This window comes from Pedobacter sp. AW31-3R (assembly GCF_052180285.1).
Lineage (GTDB): Bacteria > Bacteroidota > Bacteroidia > Sphingobacteriales > Sphingobacteriaceae > Pedobacter.
The window spans coordinates 3296966-3315797 of sequence record NZ_CP197475.1 but is presented as its reverse complement, the minus strand read 5'-3'; the positions used below and the strand labels follow the sequence as shown (position 1 = coordinate 3315797).

Here is an 18832-nt window from a genome sequence, read left to right as displayed (position 1 = left end):
TCTATTTATTTTTGCCACCAAACTTTACTCTTCATGTCATCCGCACCCATGCGGCTTACGGCCTCCTGGTAATTGCTCCTGTTGAGTGATTGGGTAAATACCGGATAATATAAACGGGTGGGCATTATGCCATCATTGGCTACTCCGGGACCGATAGTCAATACCGGGTGACCCGTTCTGCGGTATTCAAACCACTGCTGGAAATCGGTAAAAAAGAGTGTAAAATACTTTTGCGCCATGATCTGTTCCATTTTCTGGTCTTCATTCCCTTCCTCCTGCCATACAATTGCAGCAGAGCTGAGGTAATTCGCAGGCATGGTTAATCCCCAATGTTCTATGGCTGCCTTCACGCCCAGGTCATAATAGACCTTAGGGTCTGCCGAGATATATCCCTTCAATGCTGCTTCAGCAAGGATAAACTGAAGCTCTGCATAATTGATAATGTTTCCCATTAAAGGCTCCAGCATCAGGGTTGAATTGTACGTAGAACCTGCAGCAGGGATTTGTCCTGAAGGATAGCCACTCTGGATGCCTACATAATCATTGTTCACCCTGGTTGCCCAAAGTGCAATCCGTGGATCTCCCCACTCTGTCAGGGTATTGATAAAAAAGGTGCTGTATGATCCGGCGCCATTAAATGCCACGGTACGCAAACCCGTAAACGGAGACCTTAAGGGATAATTATCTCCTGTTAGGCGCAGTACAGCTGATTCTTCATTACTGATGAAGATGGGATACGTGATGGGGTTCATCACCATTTCATTAATTTTTTCCACTGCAGATTTACCATCCGCAATTAAATCTCCCTTGGCAGATACGCGCATGAGCAGGCGGAGGTACAAGGAATTGCCAAATTTACGCCAGCGGTCAAGTTCTATCGTAGTTGAGGCTGAAGAGCCGTACAGCAGGTCGAGTGATTTCTGTGAATCCGTGAGCAGCTGGGCTGTCAGCAGTCCGTTCAGCAATGTATTGGATTCTTCCAGCTTGCGGAAAAGGTCCTGATAAATATCACGCTGCTCGTCGAACTTTGGCGTATACATGGAATTGGTATTTCCCTTATTGGCCTCTGAATAAGGAACATCACCGTAAGTATCGGTAATTAATGAAGTGGTCCAGGCATCCAGAATATTGGAAATGGCCATGTAAGGTTTCGCCTGTCCCGTACTCAAGGCTTCCTGGGGCTTGGAGATGTTATACATATCCAGGAAATTCGTCTTTTCCAGGTACCAGGTATTCCACATCGCATCCGAAAGGCTCGGACGAATAATGTAACGGTGGATTTCATTGAGCTCGCCGCGGGCGACAAATACTTGTGCCAGCTCATTGTTGATGTTATAATTCCTCAGGATGTTGTTATTCACCACAGCGTATAAGGCCGGGCTCAGCAAACGTTCCGGAACGGCCACGGAAACCCCGTTGGGATTGATATTCAGCTCGTCGTAATTCTTGGTACAAGAGACAATAAACAGCAGGAGGCAAAAGCCTGCTGATAATACGGTTGTTTTAATTTTTAGCATCATCTTTTTATAATTAGAAAGCCAGACTTAAATTGGCACCAAAGGTTCTGGTTGCAGGAAACTGACCTATTTCAAATCCCGATTGGATCAATCCGTTGTTCAGTGTTCCAAATTCAGGATCGAAGGACGGCCATTTCGTGAAAATAAACAGGTCGCGTCCGTAAACCCCAATACTTGCACGCTGCAATCCCAGGCGTTTCAGCAGTTTCGCTTTCAGCACATAGTCGAACCGTGCTTCGCGGAATTTGATAAAGTCGGTACTGAACAGGTTGGCCTCTATGTTATCAGGAATAAAATGTTCTGAGTAATAGGTATAGATATCCGGTGCGACCACATCATTTTTACGGTAAGTACCATCGGGATTGAGAATTACCCCATCTCCGATAATCCCGTTGTAACGGCCAGGTATCGTGCTGTTCAACTTTCCATTAGCCGCATTGTTGGCATGGGTATGGGAATAAGCTTTTGCACCGAACTGTGCATCGAAAAGGACATTAAGCCTGAATTGTTTGTACCTGAATTCATTGTTGATACTGGCTTTCCAGTTTGGATAAATATTCGCCAGCAAACGTGTGGATTGTGTTTTCACAGGGTATCCGGCATCGTATACGATCTGTCCGTCCGGGGAACGCAGGTAACCCAGTCCGTATAAATCGCCCATATTTCCGCCCACGCGGGCTTCAATGGAGCCTCTTGTACCTGGCCCATTCTGGAGTACCAGCACTTCTACACTGTCTGCAAGGGACAAGACTTTGTTTCTGTTCGCCGTAAAGGTACCATTGATATTCCAGGTAAAGCCACCTTTCGGTTTTTTCACAGGTGAGGCATTAAGGGTGATTTCCAGTCCACGGTTCTGTACCTCCCCAGAGTTCAGCACGGAATAATAATACCCTGAAGCACGGTCAATCGGCACGCGCAGGATCTGGTCTTTGGTATTGTTCTGATACACGGCAACGTCGGCTCCAAGCGCACCATTAAACAAGCGGATATCGGCACCAAATTCAATACTCACCGTACTTTCCGGTTTTAGGTTGGGGTTGGTAATGGTGATTGGATTGGTTAAACCGGAAGGGAAATTCGTTTCCGATCCATATACATAAGAGGTGAGATATGGAGTGGTACCGCCACTTCCCACTTTAGAAAAGGAACCCCTTAACTTAAACAGTGACACGTAGGAAGGCATGGAAAGTTTTTCATTCAGGACAACACTCAGGTTCGCCGAGGGATAGAAAAATCCTTTCACCTTTCCATTGGGTGACACGAGTGTACTCGACCAATCCTGGCGCCCCGTTAGGTCAAGGTATAAAAACCGGTCGAAGCCAAAACTTGCCAGTCCATAGGCACTGGTCACCCCAAATTCATTCCTTGTTGAAAAGGCCAGTGGAATATCTTTGCTATTGGCAAAGCTGAAAATACCAGGAGCAAATAAACGTTCTGCACGAATCTCGTCCTTAATGTATTTGTTGCGCAAGGTACTTCCCCCGACAGAGAAATCCATATCCAGTTTCCTTGTCAGCTGTCGTTTATATTTTAGTAAAAAGTCTGCATTAATTTCCTGATTAAAAATATTCTGGGTGCGGAACATTCCTTCCCTGTATTTATTGGTACTCATTGGCCGTTGCTGTGAACGGGAGTCGTACGACATATCCATCGAGGTCCTGAACAGCAAACTCAGCTGAGAATTAAAATTGTAATTGGCCTGTATATTTCCCGTTACCGTATTCCTGTTCGATTTATTGAGCATTTCATAGGTAATCAGGTAAGGGTTATCCACCCCTGCGGCATAAGGTTTATTCTGGATCAGCCCTTCTCCTCCCGGCACCCAATATTGCTTCAGCCAGTCGAGGTTCACATTGGGCATCTGCCTGGTTACCCAATACATGATCGTTTGGTTGTTGTACCCTACAGAAGGCAGGTTGTCGCTCGTTTTATTCGTATAGGCAAATTTTGCAGATAACTGTAGTTTTTCAGTGATCTTCTGGTTCACACTGAAGGCAACAGTATTGCGGTCGTACCCGGTATTCGGAATAATCCAGGTATTCTTCACATTCGTATAGCTCAGTCGTGCCGAAGTCGCTTTCGTTCCCCCTTCCAGAGAGATGTTATTGGTATAGGTTTGTCCGGTCTTAAAAAAGTCTTTCTTATTGTCAGGATAGGCCACCCATGGGGTTCTGGTAGTTCCGGCCCCAAAAGTATTGGGATCAAACTGGAAGAAATTTTGGCCGTCAAATTTTGGCCCCCAGGCAGAACTCGTAGACCGTGTGGACATTCCATCGGCAGAATCATCATAGGAATAATAGTCCAATCCAGTATCCCCCTGTCCATATTCGTTCTGGTAATCGGGCCAGCGCGAAGGCGACTCAAAAGAAGAATTTGAATTAAAGCTGATCCCCAGGCCCCGTACCTTTGGATTGGCAACCTTAGTGGTAATGATAATTGCACCGCCGGCACCACGCGCGCCATAAAGTGCCGTTGCCCCCGGCCCTTTCAGCACAGAGATGCTTTCAATATCTGCAGGGTTAATGTCATTCACACTGGTTCCGTAATCTGTCGGTGAATCGTCGCCCATGTACGATTCGCCATTTCCTGTTGCCCTGCCGCTGGAGCTACTCACCACCACACCGTCAATCACGATCAGCGCTTCTGTCGTTCCAGACAAGGAGTTTTCCCCGCGGAGGATAATCCTGTTGGATCCCGCCGGGCCGCCATTAGACCGCAACAGGTTCAATCCGGCAACTTTACCCGACAAGGCATCTGTCCAGTTATTAGACATGGCATCGGTAAGCTGTTTGCCTTCAAGCGTAGTAATTGCATAACCCAGGGCTTTTTCTTCCCTTTTGATGCCCAGGGCTGTCACCACCACCTCTGATAGTTCAGTGTCCTTTTCTTTAAGTACAACATTCACTGTAAGATTCGACCCTACCTTCCGCTCTTCGCTGGCATAGCCCAGAGAGCTATAGACCAACACAGCAGCCGGATTCGATACCGTAATTTTATAATTTCCATTTTTGTCGGTGAAAACCGTATGCTCTGTCTTTTTCTCCTTCACGCTGGTACCTGCAAGGGGCTCCTCATTTACAGTGGTGACTTTCCCGCTGATCGTGATTGCCTTTTGTTGTTGTTGTTGTTGTGGCGCTTCCTCATCTTTCGCAGAAATGATGATATTCTTTTTTACGATTTTAAAGTTGAGTTTCTTCCCTTCAAGGCATTTTTTCATGGCCTCTTCAATGGTCGCATTGCGAATATCTACCGAAACGTATCCGGCAGTCTTCAGCATTTCCGCATTATAGAAAATATTATAACCACTTTGTTTCCTTACATCCCTGAACACCTCTTCTAAAAGGGCATGCTCTTTTTTTAAACTGATTTTCTGCGCGAAAGTGGAGGCATTAACTTGTAAAATGGTAAGGAGAAGCAGTATCAATGATAACTTCATTTTATAGAGAAGTTTTGGTAATAAACTGGAAAGTTCGCTGCAAAAAAATGCAGTAAAATTTTTATACATTTGTAATCAGGTTTAATAAATTAATTGTTAATCGCGATTGAAATTTAACCTTATAGCCTGGCTATAAAATAATCAGGAGCGTTCCCGCGCTTCTGATTATTTCCGTGGTTATCTGACCTTAACCTAAGGTTTCACAATAACCCTCCTTCCCTGTATTTCAAAATGAATAGTTCCCGTTAATTCCATGCTTTTCAACAACTCCCTGATATCGCCAAACCTGGAAATGGTACCGCCAAAGGTTTTTCCGGCCAGGTTGCCCTGATAGGCAATATCGACGTTGTACCATCTGCCGACTAATTTCATTACTCCTTTGATATCCTGGTTGTCGAACATGAAATAACCATTTTTCCAGGCAAGTGCCTGTTCCGTATCGACATCACTTACCTTAATCCCTGGTACGGAAAAATTGATCAACGCTTCCTGTCCAGGTTTGAGCATGGCCTTCTGCTGGTTCTTGCGCACTTCCACCGATCCTTCCACCAGGGTTGTTTTTACATAGTCATCATCTGCATAGGCACTCACATTAAAATGGGTGCCCAGCACCCGGACTTCCGTTCCGTTGCCCTGGACAATAAAAGGCATTTCTGCGTTCTTTGCGACTTCAAAGTAAGCCTCCCCTTCCACTTTCACCCTTCTTTCCGATCCGCTAAACTGTACCGGATAACTCAGTCTTGTTGCCGCATTCAGCCAAACTTTTGTACCGTCATGAAGTATCAACTGATATTCGCCTCCTTTCGGAGTAGTGATGGTATTTTGCGCGTTTTCAGCTGCAGGAGCAAGCCGTGCATTGTTCTCATAAATCAGCTGTCCGTTATCCTGTTTAAGATTGGCCTGACCAGGTATATTCCCAACAATCGTCTGCTCCAGCGCTACCTGGGAACCATCAGCCAAAGTCAGGATAGCCTTTTTACTTCCGGGCTGTATCGTCTTTGAAGCCATGGTTTCTTCCTTTACAGCCCTTAGCGGTTTCTTTTCCAGCATATAAAATGTAAGTCCGGCGGTCAGCACCAGCAATACCGCTGCAGCATATGGCCATACGTTCCTCAAACGGATAACCTTTGCAGGAATATTTTGGACCGGGGACTGCCTGAATCTTTTGTCTGCTTGAATACGGTTAAGGATATCCTCTCTGGGGATATCCAGCTGATCATTCACAGCTATCGTATCCCAATATTCCTTCAGGACTTCAGTAATCATGAATTCAGATTCAGGTATACGGGTTAATTCAGAAAGTTCTTTTAAATCTTTTTCTGTGATACGGTTGCTGGTATAAGCTTGAAAAAGGAAGGTTATTCTTTCTTTATTTGTGTTCATCTATCTTTTATGCATACGTTTGAGTATACGTTATATAAAAGAATACGTTTCAGAGAATGCCGATGGACTAGTTGAAAATAAATTTATTTTAAAAATTTCAGCAGCAAGACTAACAGCACACTCCAGATTCCGTGTCCGTCCAGTTGTGTCTTCAATGATTTAACCGCCACGATGAGGTGATTTTTGACGGTATTTTTTGAGATGTTCAGTTGTTGACCAATTTCCTCATAAGAACGGCCTTCAAACTTATTCAGCCGGAATACCGTCTGTTGCTGTTTTGGCAATTCAGCAATCACGCTTTCGGTAAAACGCATGAGGTCTGAAAAAATAATGTTCTCTTCGGTACCATTATCTTCATCTGCCATCATTTGAAAGAGATGAGCGAGGTGTTTACTGGTAGAAGTTGCTTTTCTAAAGGCATCAAGCACCAAACGCTTACATATCGTAAATAACAATGGTTCGATGGGCAGATGAATATCCAGCCGCTCGCGGTTAATCCATACATTCAGGAAAGTTTCCTGAAGAATTTCTTCGCTCTGCTCCTTATTTTTCAGCAAAGAATTGGCAAACTGATAGATTTTACGGTAATTCTTATCGTACACCAGGACGAAGGCTTTTTCATCACCATCGCGAAGCTGAGCTAATAAAACGGAATCTACAGTTAATTGTATTGGTGCCACCGGACAAAAGTAGACGGCCTATATTTTTTGTATATTAATAAATTGCTAAGTCTTTCACATCAATTTGCATTAGAATCCCTTCGGAATAAACAAAGACGCTGAAAATCCGGGGTATTTTACAGAAAAGAATGGGGCAGTTCATTGATCTTGAACTGCCCCATGTACTATAGAATGTAGACCTTCTGTTTAAAACACGTCAAACCATAATTTCGTTGTTAACAAATCAGCGCCCTGACTAGCTACAGCATTCGTATAACTTTTGGTATTTAAAGATTGTTCGGTACCCGGATAAATAAACCGTACAGGGATTTTTCCTTCCAGGACGGTATTCACCGATGCTGTCAACACAGGATAATCCAGTCTGCGTCTTTCTGTCCAGGCTTCCATGCCCTGACCAAACAAGGCGATCCACTTTTGCTCTCCAATAGATTTCTTATAATTACTGGCATCATACTGTACTCCTGCTCTGGCCAGGTAGGTTGTAATAGCGGCATCAGAAATACCATATTGTTTAAGTGAAGCGGTAATGGCTTGTTTATACAGTGCTGCTGCATCTTCAGAAGTAAATCCTCTGGCAGCTGCTTCCGCACGGTCGAACAACAATTCCGCATAGCTAAAGATCACTGCAGGTGCCTGGGCTGCCAGAAAATAAGTTCCTGGTTTAGAGGTTTTCGCAAAGCCCAGGTTACTGGCTTCAGAGTTGGTCAGTCCATTCGGTAAGCCCACATATTCTTCCGGAGTAGCTGTTTGGGTCTTGCTCGCAAACACAGCTAATCGCGGATCACTCAGGCCGAACAGCTTATCCACAATTGTCTTGCTGATCCTGTAATCGTCACGTGTATCAAACTGTGCACTCACCGGATTCTGCTGTGGTGAAATCTGATAAATCAGCTGTGCAATTTCTGTATTATCACTGATATACAGATCCCCATCCGCTTTAATCTCATCAATTACCTGCTGTGCTTTTACCGGCTCACGGTCAGCAATGCGAAGCGCAATCCGCAATCTCAGGGAATTTGCAAATTTCTTCCATTTGTCGATATTGCCACTGTAAATGATATCGCCTGCAATCGTTTTTCCTGCAGGATCCAATGCTGTTTTCGCCGCCTTCAGATCATCAAGCAATCCATAATATACATCCTTCTGTTTATCATAGGCTGGTGTAATAAATTGTTTCAGCTTTCCGGCTTCATTATAAGGCACATCGCCATAAGCATCTGTAAGCAACAGGAACACCCATGATCTCAGCGTTAAAGCCACTCCCCTGTAATTGGAGTTGTCGGTGCTCGTCCCAATTTCAATAATCTTGTTAAAACCGGTGATACTTTGTGAATAACCAGTAGACCACAAGGCCGTGAAACTGCTGTTGGAGAACACGAAACGGTCCTCTTCCGTATATTGCACTTTTGCCCAGTGCTGTGCGAACAGCAGGCTGGAATTCATATTATTGGTTGTTCCCCAATAGGTATCTGCAGTATTTTTGATCGCACCGGTTAACAGGTAATCCGGTTGTGCATTTTCAGTTGCATTGGGATTGATATTAATCTCATCCAGCTCTTTGCTGCAGGAAGCAAGGAAAAGGGCAAATGCAGCAAATATATAGAGTCTATTCTTTTTCATGACAGGTTGTATTAAAATTTGATATTCAGGTTGACACCGTAGGTGCGTGTAGTTGGATTAGACAGACTTTCCAATCCCTGGCCATTACCGGTATTGAAGGCAACTTCCGGATCAATATCTGTAGTGTTGCGGTGGAGAATCGCAAGATTGCGCCCTACGAGTGCGACAGATACGCCCTGAAGGCTTAAGGAATGAACCAGTTTAGACGGAAGGTTATAAGTCAGTTTTACCTCACGCAATTTGACATAGGAAGCATCAAAAATATTTGCTTCATCAATTGTGCGGAATGACTTATAATATTGCTGTGCAGGAAGTATTTTTTCATTGCGCTTTCCATCGGCGGTCACCCCATTGAAAATAATTCCATCGTCATACACGGTTACCCCCTCAGGAGCGGCTGTACCTGTTTCCAGTTTCACTGTTCCGTTGGCTTTCAGGTTACCCGGATAGTAATAAGAAATTCCCCCATATTCTGCCGCTCTGCCCGGAAGTGTCGACGCCAGAACCCCTGTATAGGTTCCTGTAGCATAGGTGCCGTTGTAAATAGAGCCGCCAAAACTTGCGTCAACCAACACGCCAAGGCTCCATCCTTTATAACTGAAGGTATTTGAAATCCCACCAATCCAGTCGGGCGTATATTTACCCAGCACTTTTTTAGTCGGATCAGTTTGTGGTGCCCCAGTGGCATTCACCACAATCTCACCATTGCTGTTTCTCAGGTAAGCATTACCGAAAAGCGTACCATAAGGTTGCCCTACGGCAGCAATCACCTGTGCAGAACTTGTAGCCACCACATAATTTTGTAACAAACCTTCTTTATCCAGTTCAATCACCTTACTCCTGTTCGCTGCATAATTCAGATCAATATCCCATTTGAAGGCAGACCTAACTGGGGTTACACCCAACTGGATTTCAATTCCTTTATTATTGATCTTACCTGCATTCATTAATTTCGAGCGGAAACCAGTACTCTGACTCACATCAACGCTCAGGATCTGGTCGTAACTGTTCGTATTGTATAAACTCACATCAAGGCGTAATCTTTTATCTAATAATACAGCCTCTGCACCAATCTCAGAAGACGTAGTGGTTTCCGGCTTAAGATCAGGATTCAAATCAGTTGCTGAAGGGGTAAGCTGTGGGTTGGTACCAAATGGCGCACCGAACACATAGGTATTTTGCAAACGGTACGGATCTGCATCTTTACCCACCTTCGACCAGCCGCCACGGATTTTTGCATAATCAAGGAAATTACTCTTGATATCAAAAGCTTCAGTCAGCACCAGACTTCCATTAAAGGAAGGATAAAAATATGACCTGTTTTTCGCGGGTAAAGTTGAAGACCAGTCGTTACGGGCAGTAACATTCACGAACAGGTAGTTTCTGAAACCAACTTGTCCTGATGCGTATCCACTATACGATTTCAGGTCGCTGTAAATATTGGATGAAGTAAGCGGGTCTCTGGAATTATTTAAAGTATACAAACCGGCGATGGCCAGTCTTGGGGCGCTCTGGTCATTCTGCTCAATATACCGCGAACGGATATTGCTACCAATCAGGGCTTCAAAGCTGAAATCCGAATTGAATTGTTTGGTATAATTTAAAGTCGCATCGGTATTGTTTTCATTTACGGTAAATGCACTTTCTGTATACGAACCGAATGGCGTACCATTAGTCCCGTAGGCGATCCTGATTTTACGGCGGTCATTGTAATAATCTGTTCCCGAGCGGAAGTTAAAATTCAGTCCTTCAATAATCTTATAATTTAATCCCACACTACCAATCAGCCTGTTCCTGTTTTGAGATACGGTATTTTCATAGGCTACCCAATAAGGATTACTATAATAACTGTTATTCCAGTTAAAGGTATTGCCATTCTCATCTTTATAATCCTTCAGACGGTTGATATCCACCTGTCTTCCGAACCAGGCAAACTGCAGCATGGTACTGGTCGACCTTGATCCGCCTGTTCCCGGCAGATTATCGGATGAAAGCTTACTGTAATTCGCATTTGCAGTAATGGTCAGCTTAGGGGTTAACCTCAGGGTCGTGTTTAAAGCAAAAGAGTTCTTCCCCTGACCAGAGTTCGGTACAATACCCACCTGTTTCAGGTTATTATAAGACAAGCGGTAATCGATCTTTCCGCTGGCATCAGCAATAGAAATCCCATTTGTCAATGCATAGCCTGTCTGGAAGAAATCCCGCACGTTATCAGGATGCGCGACAAAAGGAACAGCCTCTCCATTAGAATAAAACTGGGGGATCAAACGGCCATCCAGTTTAGGGCCCCAGCTTTCATCCACCCCATCGTTTATTCCTGCACCTTTACCATCTACATAACTGAACTTTCCTTCAGAACCTTGTCCGAATGCATTTTGGTATTCCGGAAGGGTCAGCAAACTTTCCATCACTGCGTTAGAATTGAAATTAATTCCCAGGCCTTGCTGAGATTTGCCCGATTTCGTCTTGATCAGGATTACCCCTGCTGCTGCCCTGGAACCATAAAGTGCTGCGGCATTGGGGCCTTTAAGTACACTCATCGACTCAATATCATTGGGATTGATATCTGAAATGGTATTGGCATAATCCCTTGCACCGGCTGAATTCAGCTGCGAGTTATCCACCGGAATTCCATCTACCACAAAAAGAGGCTGGTTATTTCCGGAAATGGAAGTTTCGCCACGGATCACGATCCTGGAAGATCCCATATCTCCCTGGCTATTGGTTACCCTCACACCAGCAATCTTTCCGGCAAGGGCATTCACCAGATTCGTTTCCTTAGCTTCTGTCAGGTTATCACCTTTGAGTTCCTGAACGGCATATCCCAGTGACTTCTTTTGCCTGGAAATGCCAAGTGCCGTGACCACAACTTCATTCAGCGCATTTTCATTTTCTTTAAGAATGATATTTAGATTTCCGGCATTCTTATCCACTACGATCTCCGTTGAAGAAAACCCGATAAAGGAAAGTACAAGTGTACTTTTACCCGTTAATGAGATAGAAAACTTTCCGTTTGCATCGGTCGTTACGACCTGTTTCGTTCCTTTTACGAGGATCGAGACACCAGGTAAAGTTTCCCCTGTTGAAGATTTCACGGCGCCTGATGCAACGATCTGCTGTGCCTGTGAAAATTGTGAAAGCAGCAGCAATAACAATATTACTGTCAGCCTGATTTTGTTGAACATGATGATCTTATTTAGGTAATAGTTAATGAGTGCCATAAAAAACAGGGCATAGTATTCCCATTCGCTACGGGAGCGATTTTTTATAGCTTTTAGTAAATTTTACAGATTGGGCAGCGATAGCCCTTCGTTATAGAGCTGTCAGCAACAACAGGTCTCCAAACACATGGGAAGAGTTTGATGATCAGGAATGATTACCAGCGCGTCGAAATTTAATTTGTAAGTTTTTTTCATTGGTCTTTTTATTAAAGTTCAAATACTACTTGTCAATTATTTTTGGTTCAGCCTAAAAAAAAACACCCCTGTAAATCAGAAGTGCCTGCATATCATAAACATTAATGTTATAGCATTCAACTGACTTAACTACCCCGGTAAACCGGGAAGGAATTAGCACCATTTCCCTGAGGACGGTTGCTAAGGTTTCGCAGGGCCATTCCCTCCACCTTTCTTGATAAGTATTCTATTAATGGCACAAAGATACTATTTAAAACTATAATTCCTATGTTTTTAGTAGTATTAATTATATATTTCAACAATCCAAAGTAATTGGTTGATTTTTAGGTCATTTGTCTTCAAATTATCAATAATGCAATTGAATCTCTTTTTTGCTCTTTATCATATTTCATTGATTTACTGCTGTAATATACTTCCCGACAACTATTTCATTTGAGTCGTCCATTAGGATACACTGAGAAACATCCAGAGGAAATCACATGACAAGAGGATTATTACACATAGCGGAGAATACGATAATTTGGTATAACCATAAAATAAGATACATAAACTACCGGCACAGTTATTCTTAAGCATAAAATATAACTGTTTAAAAAGAACCTATTCTGACATTTGCCACAATAATTTGATGAGCTGTGCATTTTACAGTACTCAGCATTAGAAATATTCAAGATTGGAGTACAAATATGCGCTTATAAAAATCCGGCCAAATCTTGGCCTTTATGCCTTTAACTCCAAGAAATAATTTAATTGGCATAGAAAACTTAAAATTTTCAGCATTTTATTCTTCTTTTGATTAGAATGGTCATACTGGCATATCAGTTGTATAATTTAATGTGAAAAACATATACATCTACCTATGAACAACATATCATTTAATTCACAAATCTGCGGACTTCGCCCCCAACTCAACCAATTTGCCTTTAAATTTACCCAGAATGCGGATGATGCCGATGATCTTGTACAAGAAACCTTGATCAAGGCGTTGCGTTATGTACAGCTTTATAAAGAAGGAACCAATTTAAAAGGCTGGATGTTCACGATAATGAAAAATACATTTATCAATGATTACCGTAGTATGGTCAGAAAACGTCTTGTGGTAACTACTGCAGAAGACCTGACATCAGTACAGCTTTCCTGCAGTGCATCAAGTAATCAGGGAGAAGGAAAGTTTGTCAGAAAGGACATTGAAAATGCGATGGGTACCCTGACGGCTGAATACTATATTCCGTTTACGAAATACTTTGAGGGCTTTAAGTATCATGAGATTGCCGATGAGTTGCAAATACCAATTGGCACTGTCAAAACCAGGATCCATGTTGCCCGTAAAATTCTTAAAGCCAAATTAAAAATGTACAGCGACAATTTTGGGAAAGACCAGTATGCAGATTAAAACGTGATCAAACACTGTGTAGGTAATCAAATTATATTTAAAATAATAGCGTAAAGCTTATCACATAAAGTCAGCTGATGAATTGAATAAAGACCATTTCTTTGTTCAACTCATTAGCTGATTTGGTATACAGTAAATTGAATATCCACTCCTATTCCTGCAATTTATTCAGGAGAAACTAAAAAAGAAATTTGAAACCAAAATGCTGGTCCGGCTGTTTTAAAAACCGACATGATCATTATTGGGTCAAAACAATAATTTACCTTAATTTAACCGGATAAGATTGGATCAATGGTAAGGTGAATTTCTGGTAAAAGACCTGTGATCTTTTTTAATAATACTATAAACTTCATAAAAACACTTCTCCTCCACAAATCCGAATCTGATGTATAAGATGATATTTATTGATGCAGATAAAAACTATCATGTTTTAAAAAGTGAGCTATTTGAGCATCTTTTTAAGCACAATGACTTTCAGAGTGGTAGTCGTCAGATTATAGGTATAGTCAATACTTCCAATGGAACAGTAATTTATAAATGCAAAGCATATGAAGACCATGTTGTAGAGTTAAAGAATCGTTTAAAGGTATACCGGTCCAGCGATCTGTTATTGGACATCGACAGTTACCTGCTCAGGTAATAATCCAGGCTTACCAGCTGCCGGAAAATTTTCCATTACAAGCCTTTCCCGAAATTCAGTTCTGACTCATGCCTGTAGATACATCAGGGGCAAATCAGATACCAGTAAAAGTGGAGCAATTTCATATTCAAACATCTCCCACAGGTTTTAGCCATTTCAAAAATAATATGTCTGATATTCCATAATAAATGTTTCCTATTCATGGATGGTAGCACCTATATTTGTGTGAGAACAAGGGTGATATACTGCATCAGTATGTAGATCATTCTACCTTAGAATAATAATTTGTTTTTTGATAAAATTTAAACTCAAACATTGGCATTTCTGATCCATTTTATAAAAGGCAATTATAGAACCGTATTTGCTGTCATCGTCTTATTACTCATCTTTTATTTCAGCATACAGGAGAGTTACCTGCTTTTTCATACAGTTATTGAACTGTTTTCCATTGTTGTAGCCTTTGCTGTATTTATTGTCGCCTGGAATACCCGGGTGATGCAGGACAACAACTACCTGCGTTTTGTCGGTATATCTTATCTTTTTGTTGGTGCGCTTGATTTGCTGCACACCCTCACCTACAAAGGAATGAGGATAATTGAGGGACCATCATTTTTTGCAAATCAGTTTTGGGTAGCTACACGTTTTCTGGAAGCCGTTACACTTGTGGCGGGTTTTTATTTTCTGAAACCAAACAGAAAACTGAAGCCTGATCTCGTATTCCTTTTATATTTCCTCTTAAGTACCCTGGTGATATTAACCATACTGGTCTGGAATGTATTCCCGGTATGTTACATTGAAGGTATGGGACAAACGCCATTCAAAATTTATGCAGAATATGTAATTATAGCGACGCTCATTCTGGCTGGCTATCTTTTAATAAAGAACAAACGGAATTTTAGTCCCCCGATCTATCAGCTGTTATTCAGTTCCCTTATTTTTACCATTCTGAGTGAGTTTTGTTTTACGTTATATGTATCTAATTACAGTACAGCAAATGAGATTGGACATTATGCCAAGCTCATTTCCTTTTTTCTGATTTATAAGGCCAATGTAGAAACAGGATTCCTTAGTCCTACCCAATTGATCTTTAAAAACCTGAAAGATAAAGAAGAAACTTACCGTACGCTGGCAGAGAACATGCCAGGGTTAATCTTACGATTGAATGATAAACTTGACTGCATATATATGAACAGTGCAGCAAAACAGTTGCTTACTGAAACGACAACACTTGATCCATTGTCAGAAAAAAGCAGCATTTATAGTGCAGTGTTGCCCGTAATTGATCAGGTTCAGGAAAGTGGGACGATGAAGGAAAGTAGTTTCAGTCTGCAGAAGGATGGCAAAAGTTATTTCTACGCACTCCAGGTAATTCCTGAATCTTCAGTTATCCCTGGAGAATCCAGTTACCTCATCATTTGCCAGGATGTGACAAAATTGAAACTTGCTGAAGGGCAAATGAAAGAGCTGAATGGTACCAAGGATAAGCTTTTCTCTATTATTGCTCATGATTTAAAGAACCCTTTTACCTCGTTGCTTGCTTTCAGTGAATTGATTTACCGGAATGCAGATAAATTGAACACGACTAAAATACAGCAAATGGCCCAGCGTATGAATGAATCTGCAAAGCAGGCATATGCGCTTTTAGAAAACTTGCTTGACTGGTCAAGAATCCAAACCGGAGCACTAAAGCCTCATCCAGAGGTAATCGCTGTGCCGGAATTGCTTTCAGAAATAAAAGAGCTCAACTCTCCTATGGCCGATGCTAAAAAGATAGGAGTAACTATGGAATATGTGGGAGAGTTTCACATCATGGCGGATTACCAGATGATTGCAACGGTATTGAGAAATCTGATTTCCAATGCGATTAAATTCAGCTATGCCAATAGTATGGTCACCGTGAAAGCCGAAAATAAAGCCAGCGAAGTCTTGTTTTCTGTAACAGATACCGGGATCGGGATTGAAGGTGATCATCAGAATCATTTGCTGAAGATCGACAATAAGTTCTCTACCCCCGGTACAGCCGCAGAAAAAGGAACCGGCTTGGGATTGGTGCTTTGTAAGGAATTTGTGGAGCTGAATGGTGGACAGATTTACCTGAAAAGTGATTTTGGCCTTGGGACCACATTCTTCTTTACGGTTCCATCAGCCGATAAGAAGAATTTCTAAAAGGTTTTTTTAGCTCTTCAGTTTGATTGTTTTTCAACCAGAATCAGTGTAGATAACGTTGTTTTTTATGTTTTTCCCGTCTTTAGTTAAAAATCTCAAAAATTATTCTTGCTCGTTATCTGTAGGTTATGCGTATTAGCAGCCTTAAAAGCACAATTGAGGCAGGAACAGTTTGCAGAATTGAACAGAGTTTGTACTTTTGCGCCGGAGAGTTGGCAGAGTGGTCGATTGCGGCAGTCTTGAAAACTGTTGACGTGTAACAGCGTCCGCGGGTTCGAATCCCCCACTCTCCGCCACTGAGGATGCCACCCATTTGGGTGGCATTTCTTATTTCAGCACCTTTAGAACATCAGTTTGCAAATCCTTTGATTCTGTTAATGTGGTAAAACGTGCATCATCTGGCGTACCAAGGCTGGATAGGCAATGTGCCAACAACTGTACCTCCTCTTCAGGTTTAACAGACAATTTTGCTCCGTTTGTGCTTAGGCTATTTCTTCTCTCGAAAGGGGCTACAAATGCCCCCAATTTTTGAATGAGTTCGTTTGATGGTCCAGGCATAAATAACTATAACGATAGTTGGGATTTTTCAATTACGGTTTCCATTTCGTCAATAGTTAACAGCTTTAGCGAATCAAGTATGGATAATTCCTTCAACTGCTCACTTTCATCACGAACTGAACTTTTAACATCAAAGACCTTTTTAAAGTCATGGGTAAAGACAAAGGTTTTGTCGGATTCCTATAAAAGAAGGATAATGAAATTCTCATCCAGCTTCAAACCATTTCTACGCAGATTCTCTATGAATAATTCTTTCCCTACCACATCCCGCAATTTCCAAATGTTCCTTTCATCGGATAGGTAGCGTCACTGTGGCGGTAATTGTGGTTTTTTTGAGCATAGCCAACCTGCCTGCCGGAAGAAACATCAGGCAGATTATTCATTTAACTTTTCTCTACTTCCAATACATCCTTAAATTAAAGTGACGGCATTCGTTTATGCTAAATAAAATACTGATTATCAGATAATTTTACGTACCTTCAATTATCCCTAAAATATTTCACCAGCATGGTGAATTTATCTTTTTCGGACGAAAGGCATGAAAAAGATATTTCTTCACGAGCCCAACGCCGCTATTTTTGATGTCATGACCATTGCATTAAATGATTTAGGTTATACTGTCAGCGCCTTTCCTGGAGAAGGTGCTAATTTCGAGAACAAACTCATCCACTATGATCCGGATTTAGTTATCATCGATTGTTTCTACGACTTGCTAAAACCTGCGTTGTGGAATAAACAAGTCAAATCGTTAATATCAGGTGTTTGTACAATCGCTTCCAGTTGCAATAATGATATTGATAAAACCTATAAATTAATGGGTTTCGACGCCTATTTAAAAAAGCCTTTTGAGATGGACTTTCTTGCTCTGCTTGTCCTAAGGTATACAAGACAGTTTGCTTCCTGTCCATAAAAAGGCTATCCCTTCAGAAAGAAATTATCCTTAGAATTTTTAGTTAGATTTATAGGCATCCCCATCCTAGTTTTACGCAACAGCACTTAGCCCATTTTTGCTTTTGCCAATATGAACATATTGCAAAAGCAGTTCAAATTCACAACAAAATTGCCAGTTCATTTCCAAAGTTGCCAAAATGGGTAAGGAAGTAAAGTTTATGAAACAATAACCCTAATTTGCCGTTCTGCCTCACAAAAAGATAAGGAAAGGCGGCAACTTATGTATTCCAGAATGGCAACCAAAATACGAGATAACCAGTTCGATCTGGAATTATTTTTTGACCTATCACCAGACTTGCTTTGCATTGCAGGATATGATGGATATTTCAAAAAAATAAACCCGGCGGTATCAAAAGTTCTTGGTTTTTCGGTTGCGGAACTGCTCGCCTCCCCCATCGAATCTTTCATCCATCCAAATGACAGGGAACTCTCTGCCAAAAAGCAGGAAGAATTGCGCAATGGTGAATTGGTATTCCGCTTTGAGAACAGATTCCTCACCAAGGATGGCGTGATCGTCTGGCTTTTTTGGACTGCTGTTCCCATTGAGCGCGACAAACTCATATTTGCTATTGCGAAAGATGTAACCTTTAAAAAACAGATTGACGGGCCCGAACGGGTATCAGCCATCTTTTCTCAATTAAATACTGAGCAGATGAAAAGGTTTTCGGAAGATATCGAACTCATCATGCCCGTGATCAGTCCAGATGATTCCAACCTCAAATGGATGGGTGGCAATTCATCAATTGATCTTAAAGATCAACTCTGGCTGAACAGGTTCGAAGCACTCATCCGACGTTATACAGGCAGTCGGGAGATCAGCCTGAAAATGCTAAGTGAAGATATGGCCATCAGCCAACGGCAACTCTTCCGCCAGGTGAACCGGATTATGAACACTACGCCAAACAAGCTGGTCAGAACTATACGTCTGCAATTAGCCTGGGAAGCCATCTCTTCCGGGAAATACCGCACGCTAGGTGAAATTTCATCTGTAGCCGGGTACACTTCTACCGCACATTTCAAAAAGCTATTTCTACAGGTCTACGGCATAGACGTTTTTGAGCTGCTTTAAATG

12 protein-coding genes, 1 tRNA gene and 1 riboswitch are annotated in these 18832 nt (G+C 42.0%); of the genes, 6 read left to right on the top strand and 7 right to left on the bottom strand.

Going from position 1 to position 18832, the window contains the following annotated elements; genetic code table 11:
- Nucleotides 1-5: 5 nt before the first annotated feature.
- The 6 genes from ACSBL2_RS13600 to ACSBL2_RS13575 form a co-directional block, all read right to left on the bottom strand.
- Nucleotides 6-1520 carry a SusD/RagB family nutrient-binding outer membrane lipoprotein gene (locus ACSBL2_RS13600; protein ID WP_442587075.1) on the bottom strand — a complete coding sequence of 505 codons (1515 nt, stop codon included), beginning with the start codon at nt 1518-1520 and terminating at the stop codon, nt 6-8.
- A 10-nt stretch (nt 1521-1530) separates the two neighbouring features.
- Nucleotides 1531-4953, bottom strand: a complete 3423-nt coding sequence (locus ACSBL2_RS13595; protein ID WP_442587074.1) for a SusC/RagA family TonB-linked outer membrane protein — start codon at nt 4951-4953, stop codon at nt 1531-1533.
- A 192-nt stretch (nt 4954-5145) separates the two neighbouring features.
- The gene (locus tag ACSBL2_RS13590; protein WP_442587073.1) at nt 5146-6336 is read right to left on the bottom strand and encodes a FecR domain-containing protein; all 1191 of its coding nucleotides are present in this window, start codon (nt 6334-6336) and stop codon (nt 5146-5148) included.
- A gap of 83 nt (nt 6337-6419) precedes the next feature.
- On the bottom strand, nt 6420-7016 hold the full coding sequence (locus ACSBL2_RS13585; RefSeq protein WP_442587072.1) for an RNA polymerase sigma factor: 597 nt from the start codon (nt 7014-7016) through the stop codon (nt 6420-6422).
- A 186-nt stretch (nt 7017-7202) separates the two neighbouring features.
- Nucleotides 7203-8636 (bottom strand): SusD/RagB family nutrient-binding outer membrane lipoprotein, encoded by a 1434-nt coding sequence (locus ACSBL2_RS13580; protein ID WP_442587071.1) that lies wholly within the window; start codon nt 8634-8636, stop codon nt 7203-7205.
- 11 nt (nt 8637-8647) lie between these two features.
- Entirely contained in the window at nt 8648-11857 is a 3210-nt protein-coding gene (locus ACSBL2_RS13575) for a SusC/RagA family TonB-linked outer membrane protein (RefSeq protein WP_442587070.1), read from the bottom strand.
- Between the two features lie 317 nt (nt 11858-12174).
- A riboswitch (SAM riboswitch) is annotated at nt 12175-12276 on the bottom strand.
- 635 nt (nt 12277-12911) lie between these two features.
- Between ACSBL2_RS13575 and ACSBL2_RS13570 the strand changes: the two genes are divergently transcribed.
- The 4 genes from ACSBL2_RS13570 (at nt 12912) to ACSBL2_RS13555 (ending at nt 16547) form a co-directional block, all read left to right on the top strand.
- Nucleotides 12912-13445: an RNA polymerase sigma factor gene (locus ACSBL2_RS13570; RefSeq protein ID WP_442587069.1), complete on the top strand. Its 534-nt coding sequence runs from the start codon at nt 12912-12914 to the stop codon at nt 13443-13445.
- A gap of 385 nt (nt 13446-13830) precedes the next feature.
- The gene (locus ACSBL2_RS13565) at nt 13831-14085 is read left to right on the top strand and encodes a hypothetical protein (protein WP_442587068.1); all 255 of its coding nucleotides are present in this window, start codon (nt 13831-13833) and stop codon (nt 14083-14085) included.
- A 315-nt stretch (nt 14086-14400) separates the two neighbouring features.
- On the top strand, nt 14401-16251 hold the full coding sequence (locus ACSBL2_RS13560; RefSeq protein WP_442587067.1) for an MASE3 domain-containing protein: 1851 nt from the start codon (nt 14401-14403) through the stop codon (nt 16249-16251).
- A gap of 206 nt (nt 16252-16457) precedes the next feature.
- A tRNA-Ser gene (locus ACSBL2_RS13555) sits at nt 16458-16547 on the top strand.
- Between the two features lie 31 nt (nt 16548-16578).
- Here the strand turns inward: ACSBL2_RS13555 and ACSBL2_RS13550 are convergent.
- Entirely contained in the window at nt 16579-16809 is a 231-nt protein-coding gene (locus ACSBL2_RS13550) for a hypothetical protein (RefSeq protein ID WP_442587066.1), read from the bottom strand.
- 538 nt (nt 16810-17347) lie between these two features.
- Here ACSBL2_RS13550 and ACSBL2_RS13545 point away from each other — a divergent pair.
- Entirely contained in the window at nt 17348-17719 is a 372-nt protein-coding gene (locus tag ACSBL2_RS13545) for a hypothetical protein (RefSeq protein ID WP_442587065.1), read from the top strand.
- Nucleotides 17720-17992: 273 nt separating this feature from the next.
- Nucleotides 17993-18829 carry a PAS domain S-box protein gene (locus ACSBL2_RS13540; protein ID WP_442587064.1) on the top strand — a complete coding sequence of 279 codons (837 nt, stop codon included), beginning with the start codon at nt 17993-17995 and terminating at the stop codon, nt 18827-18829.
- Nucleotides 18830-18832: the final 3 nt, after the last annotated feature.

Coding starts and splice junctions, on each gene's coding strand:
- ACSBL2_RS13545 (WP_442587065.1), top strand. CDS start 17,348: ATGAAAAAGATATTTCTTCACGAGCCCAACGCCGCTATTTTTGATGTC.
- ACSBL2_RS13575 (WP_442587070.1), bottom strand. CDS start 11,857: ATGGCACTCATTAACTATTACCTAAATAAGATCATCATGTTCAACAAA.
- ACSBL2_RS13540 (WP_442587064.1), top strand. CDS start 17,993: ATGGCAACCAAAATACGAGATAACCAGTTCGATCTGGAATTATTTTTT.
- ACSBL2_RS13580 (WP_442587071.1), bottom strand. CDS start 8,636: ATGAAAAAGAATAGACTCTATATATTTGCTGCATTTGCCCTTTTCCTT.
- ACSBL2_RS13550 (WP_442587066.1), bottom strand. CDS start 16,809: ATGCCTGGACCATCAAACGAACTCATTCAAAAATTGGGGGCATTTGTA.
- ACSBL2_RS13600 (WP_442587075.1), bottom strand. CDS start 1,520: ATGATGCTAAAAATTAAAACAACCGTATTATCAGCAGGCTTTTGCCTC.
- ACSBL2_RS13595 (WP_442587074.1), bottom strand. CDS start 4,953: ATGAAGTTATCATTGATACTGCTTCTCCTTACCATTTTACAAGTTAAT.
- ACSBL2_RS13590 (WP_442587073.1), bottom strand. CDS start 6,336: ATGAACACAAATAAAGAAAGAATAACCTTCCTTTTTCAAGCTTATACC.
- ACSBL2_RS13570 (WP_442587069.1), top strand. CDS start 12,912: ATGAACAACATATCATTTAATTCACAAATCTGCGGACTTCGCCCCCAA.
- ACSBL2_RS13565 (WP_442587068.1), top strand. CDS start 13,831: ATGTATAAGATGATATTTATTGATGCAGATAAAAACTATCATGTTTTA.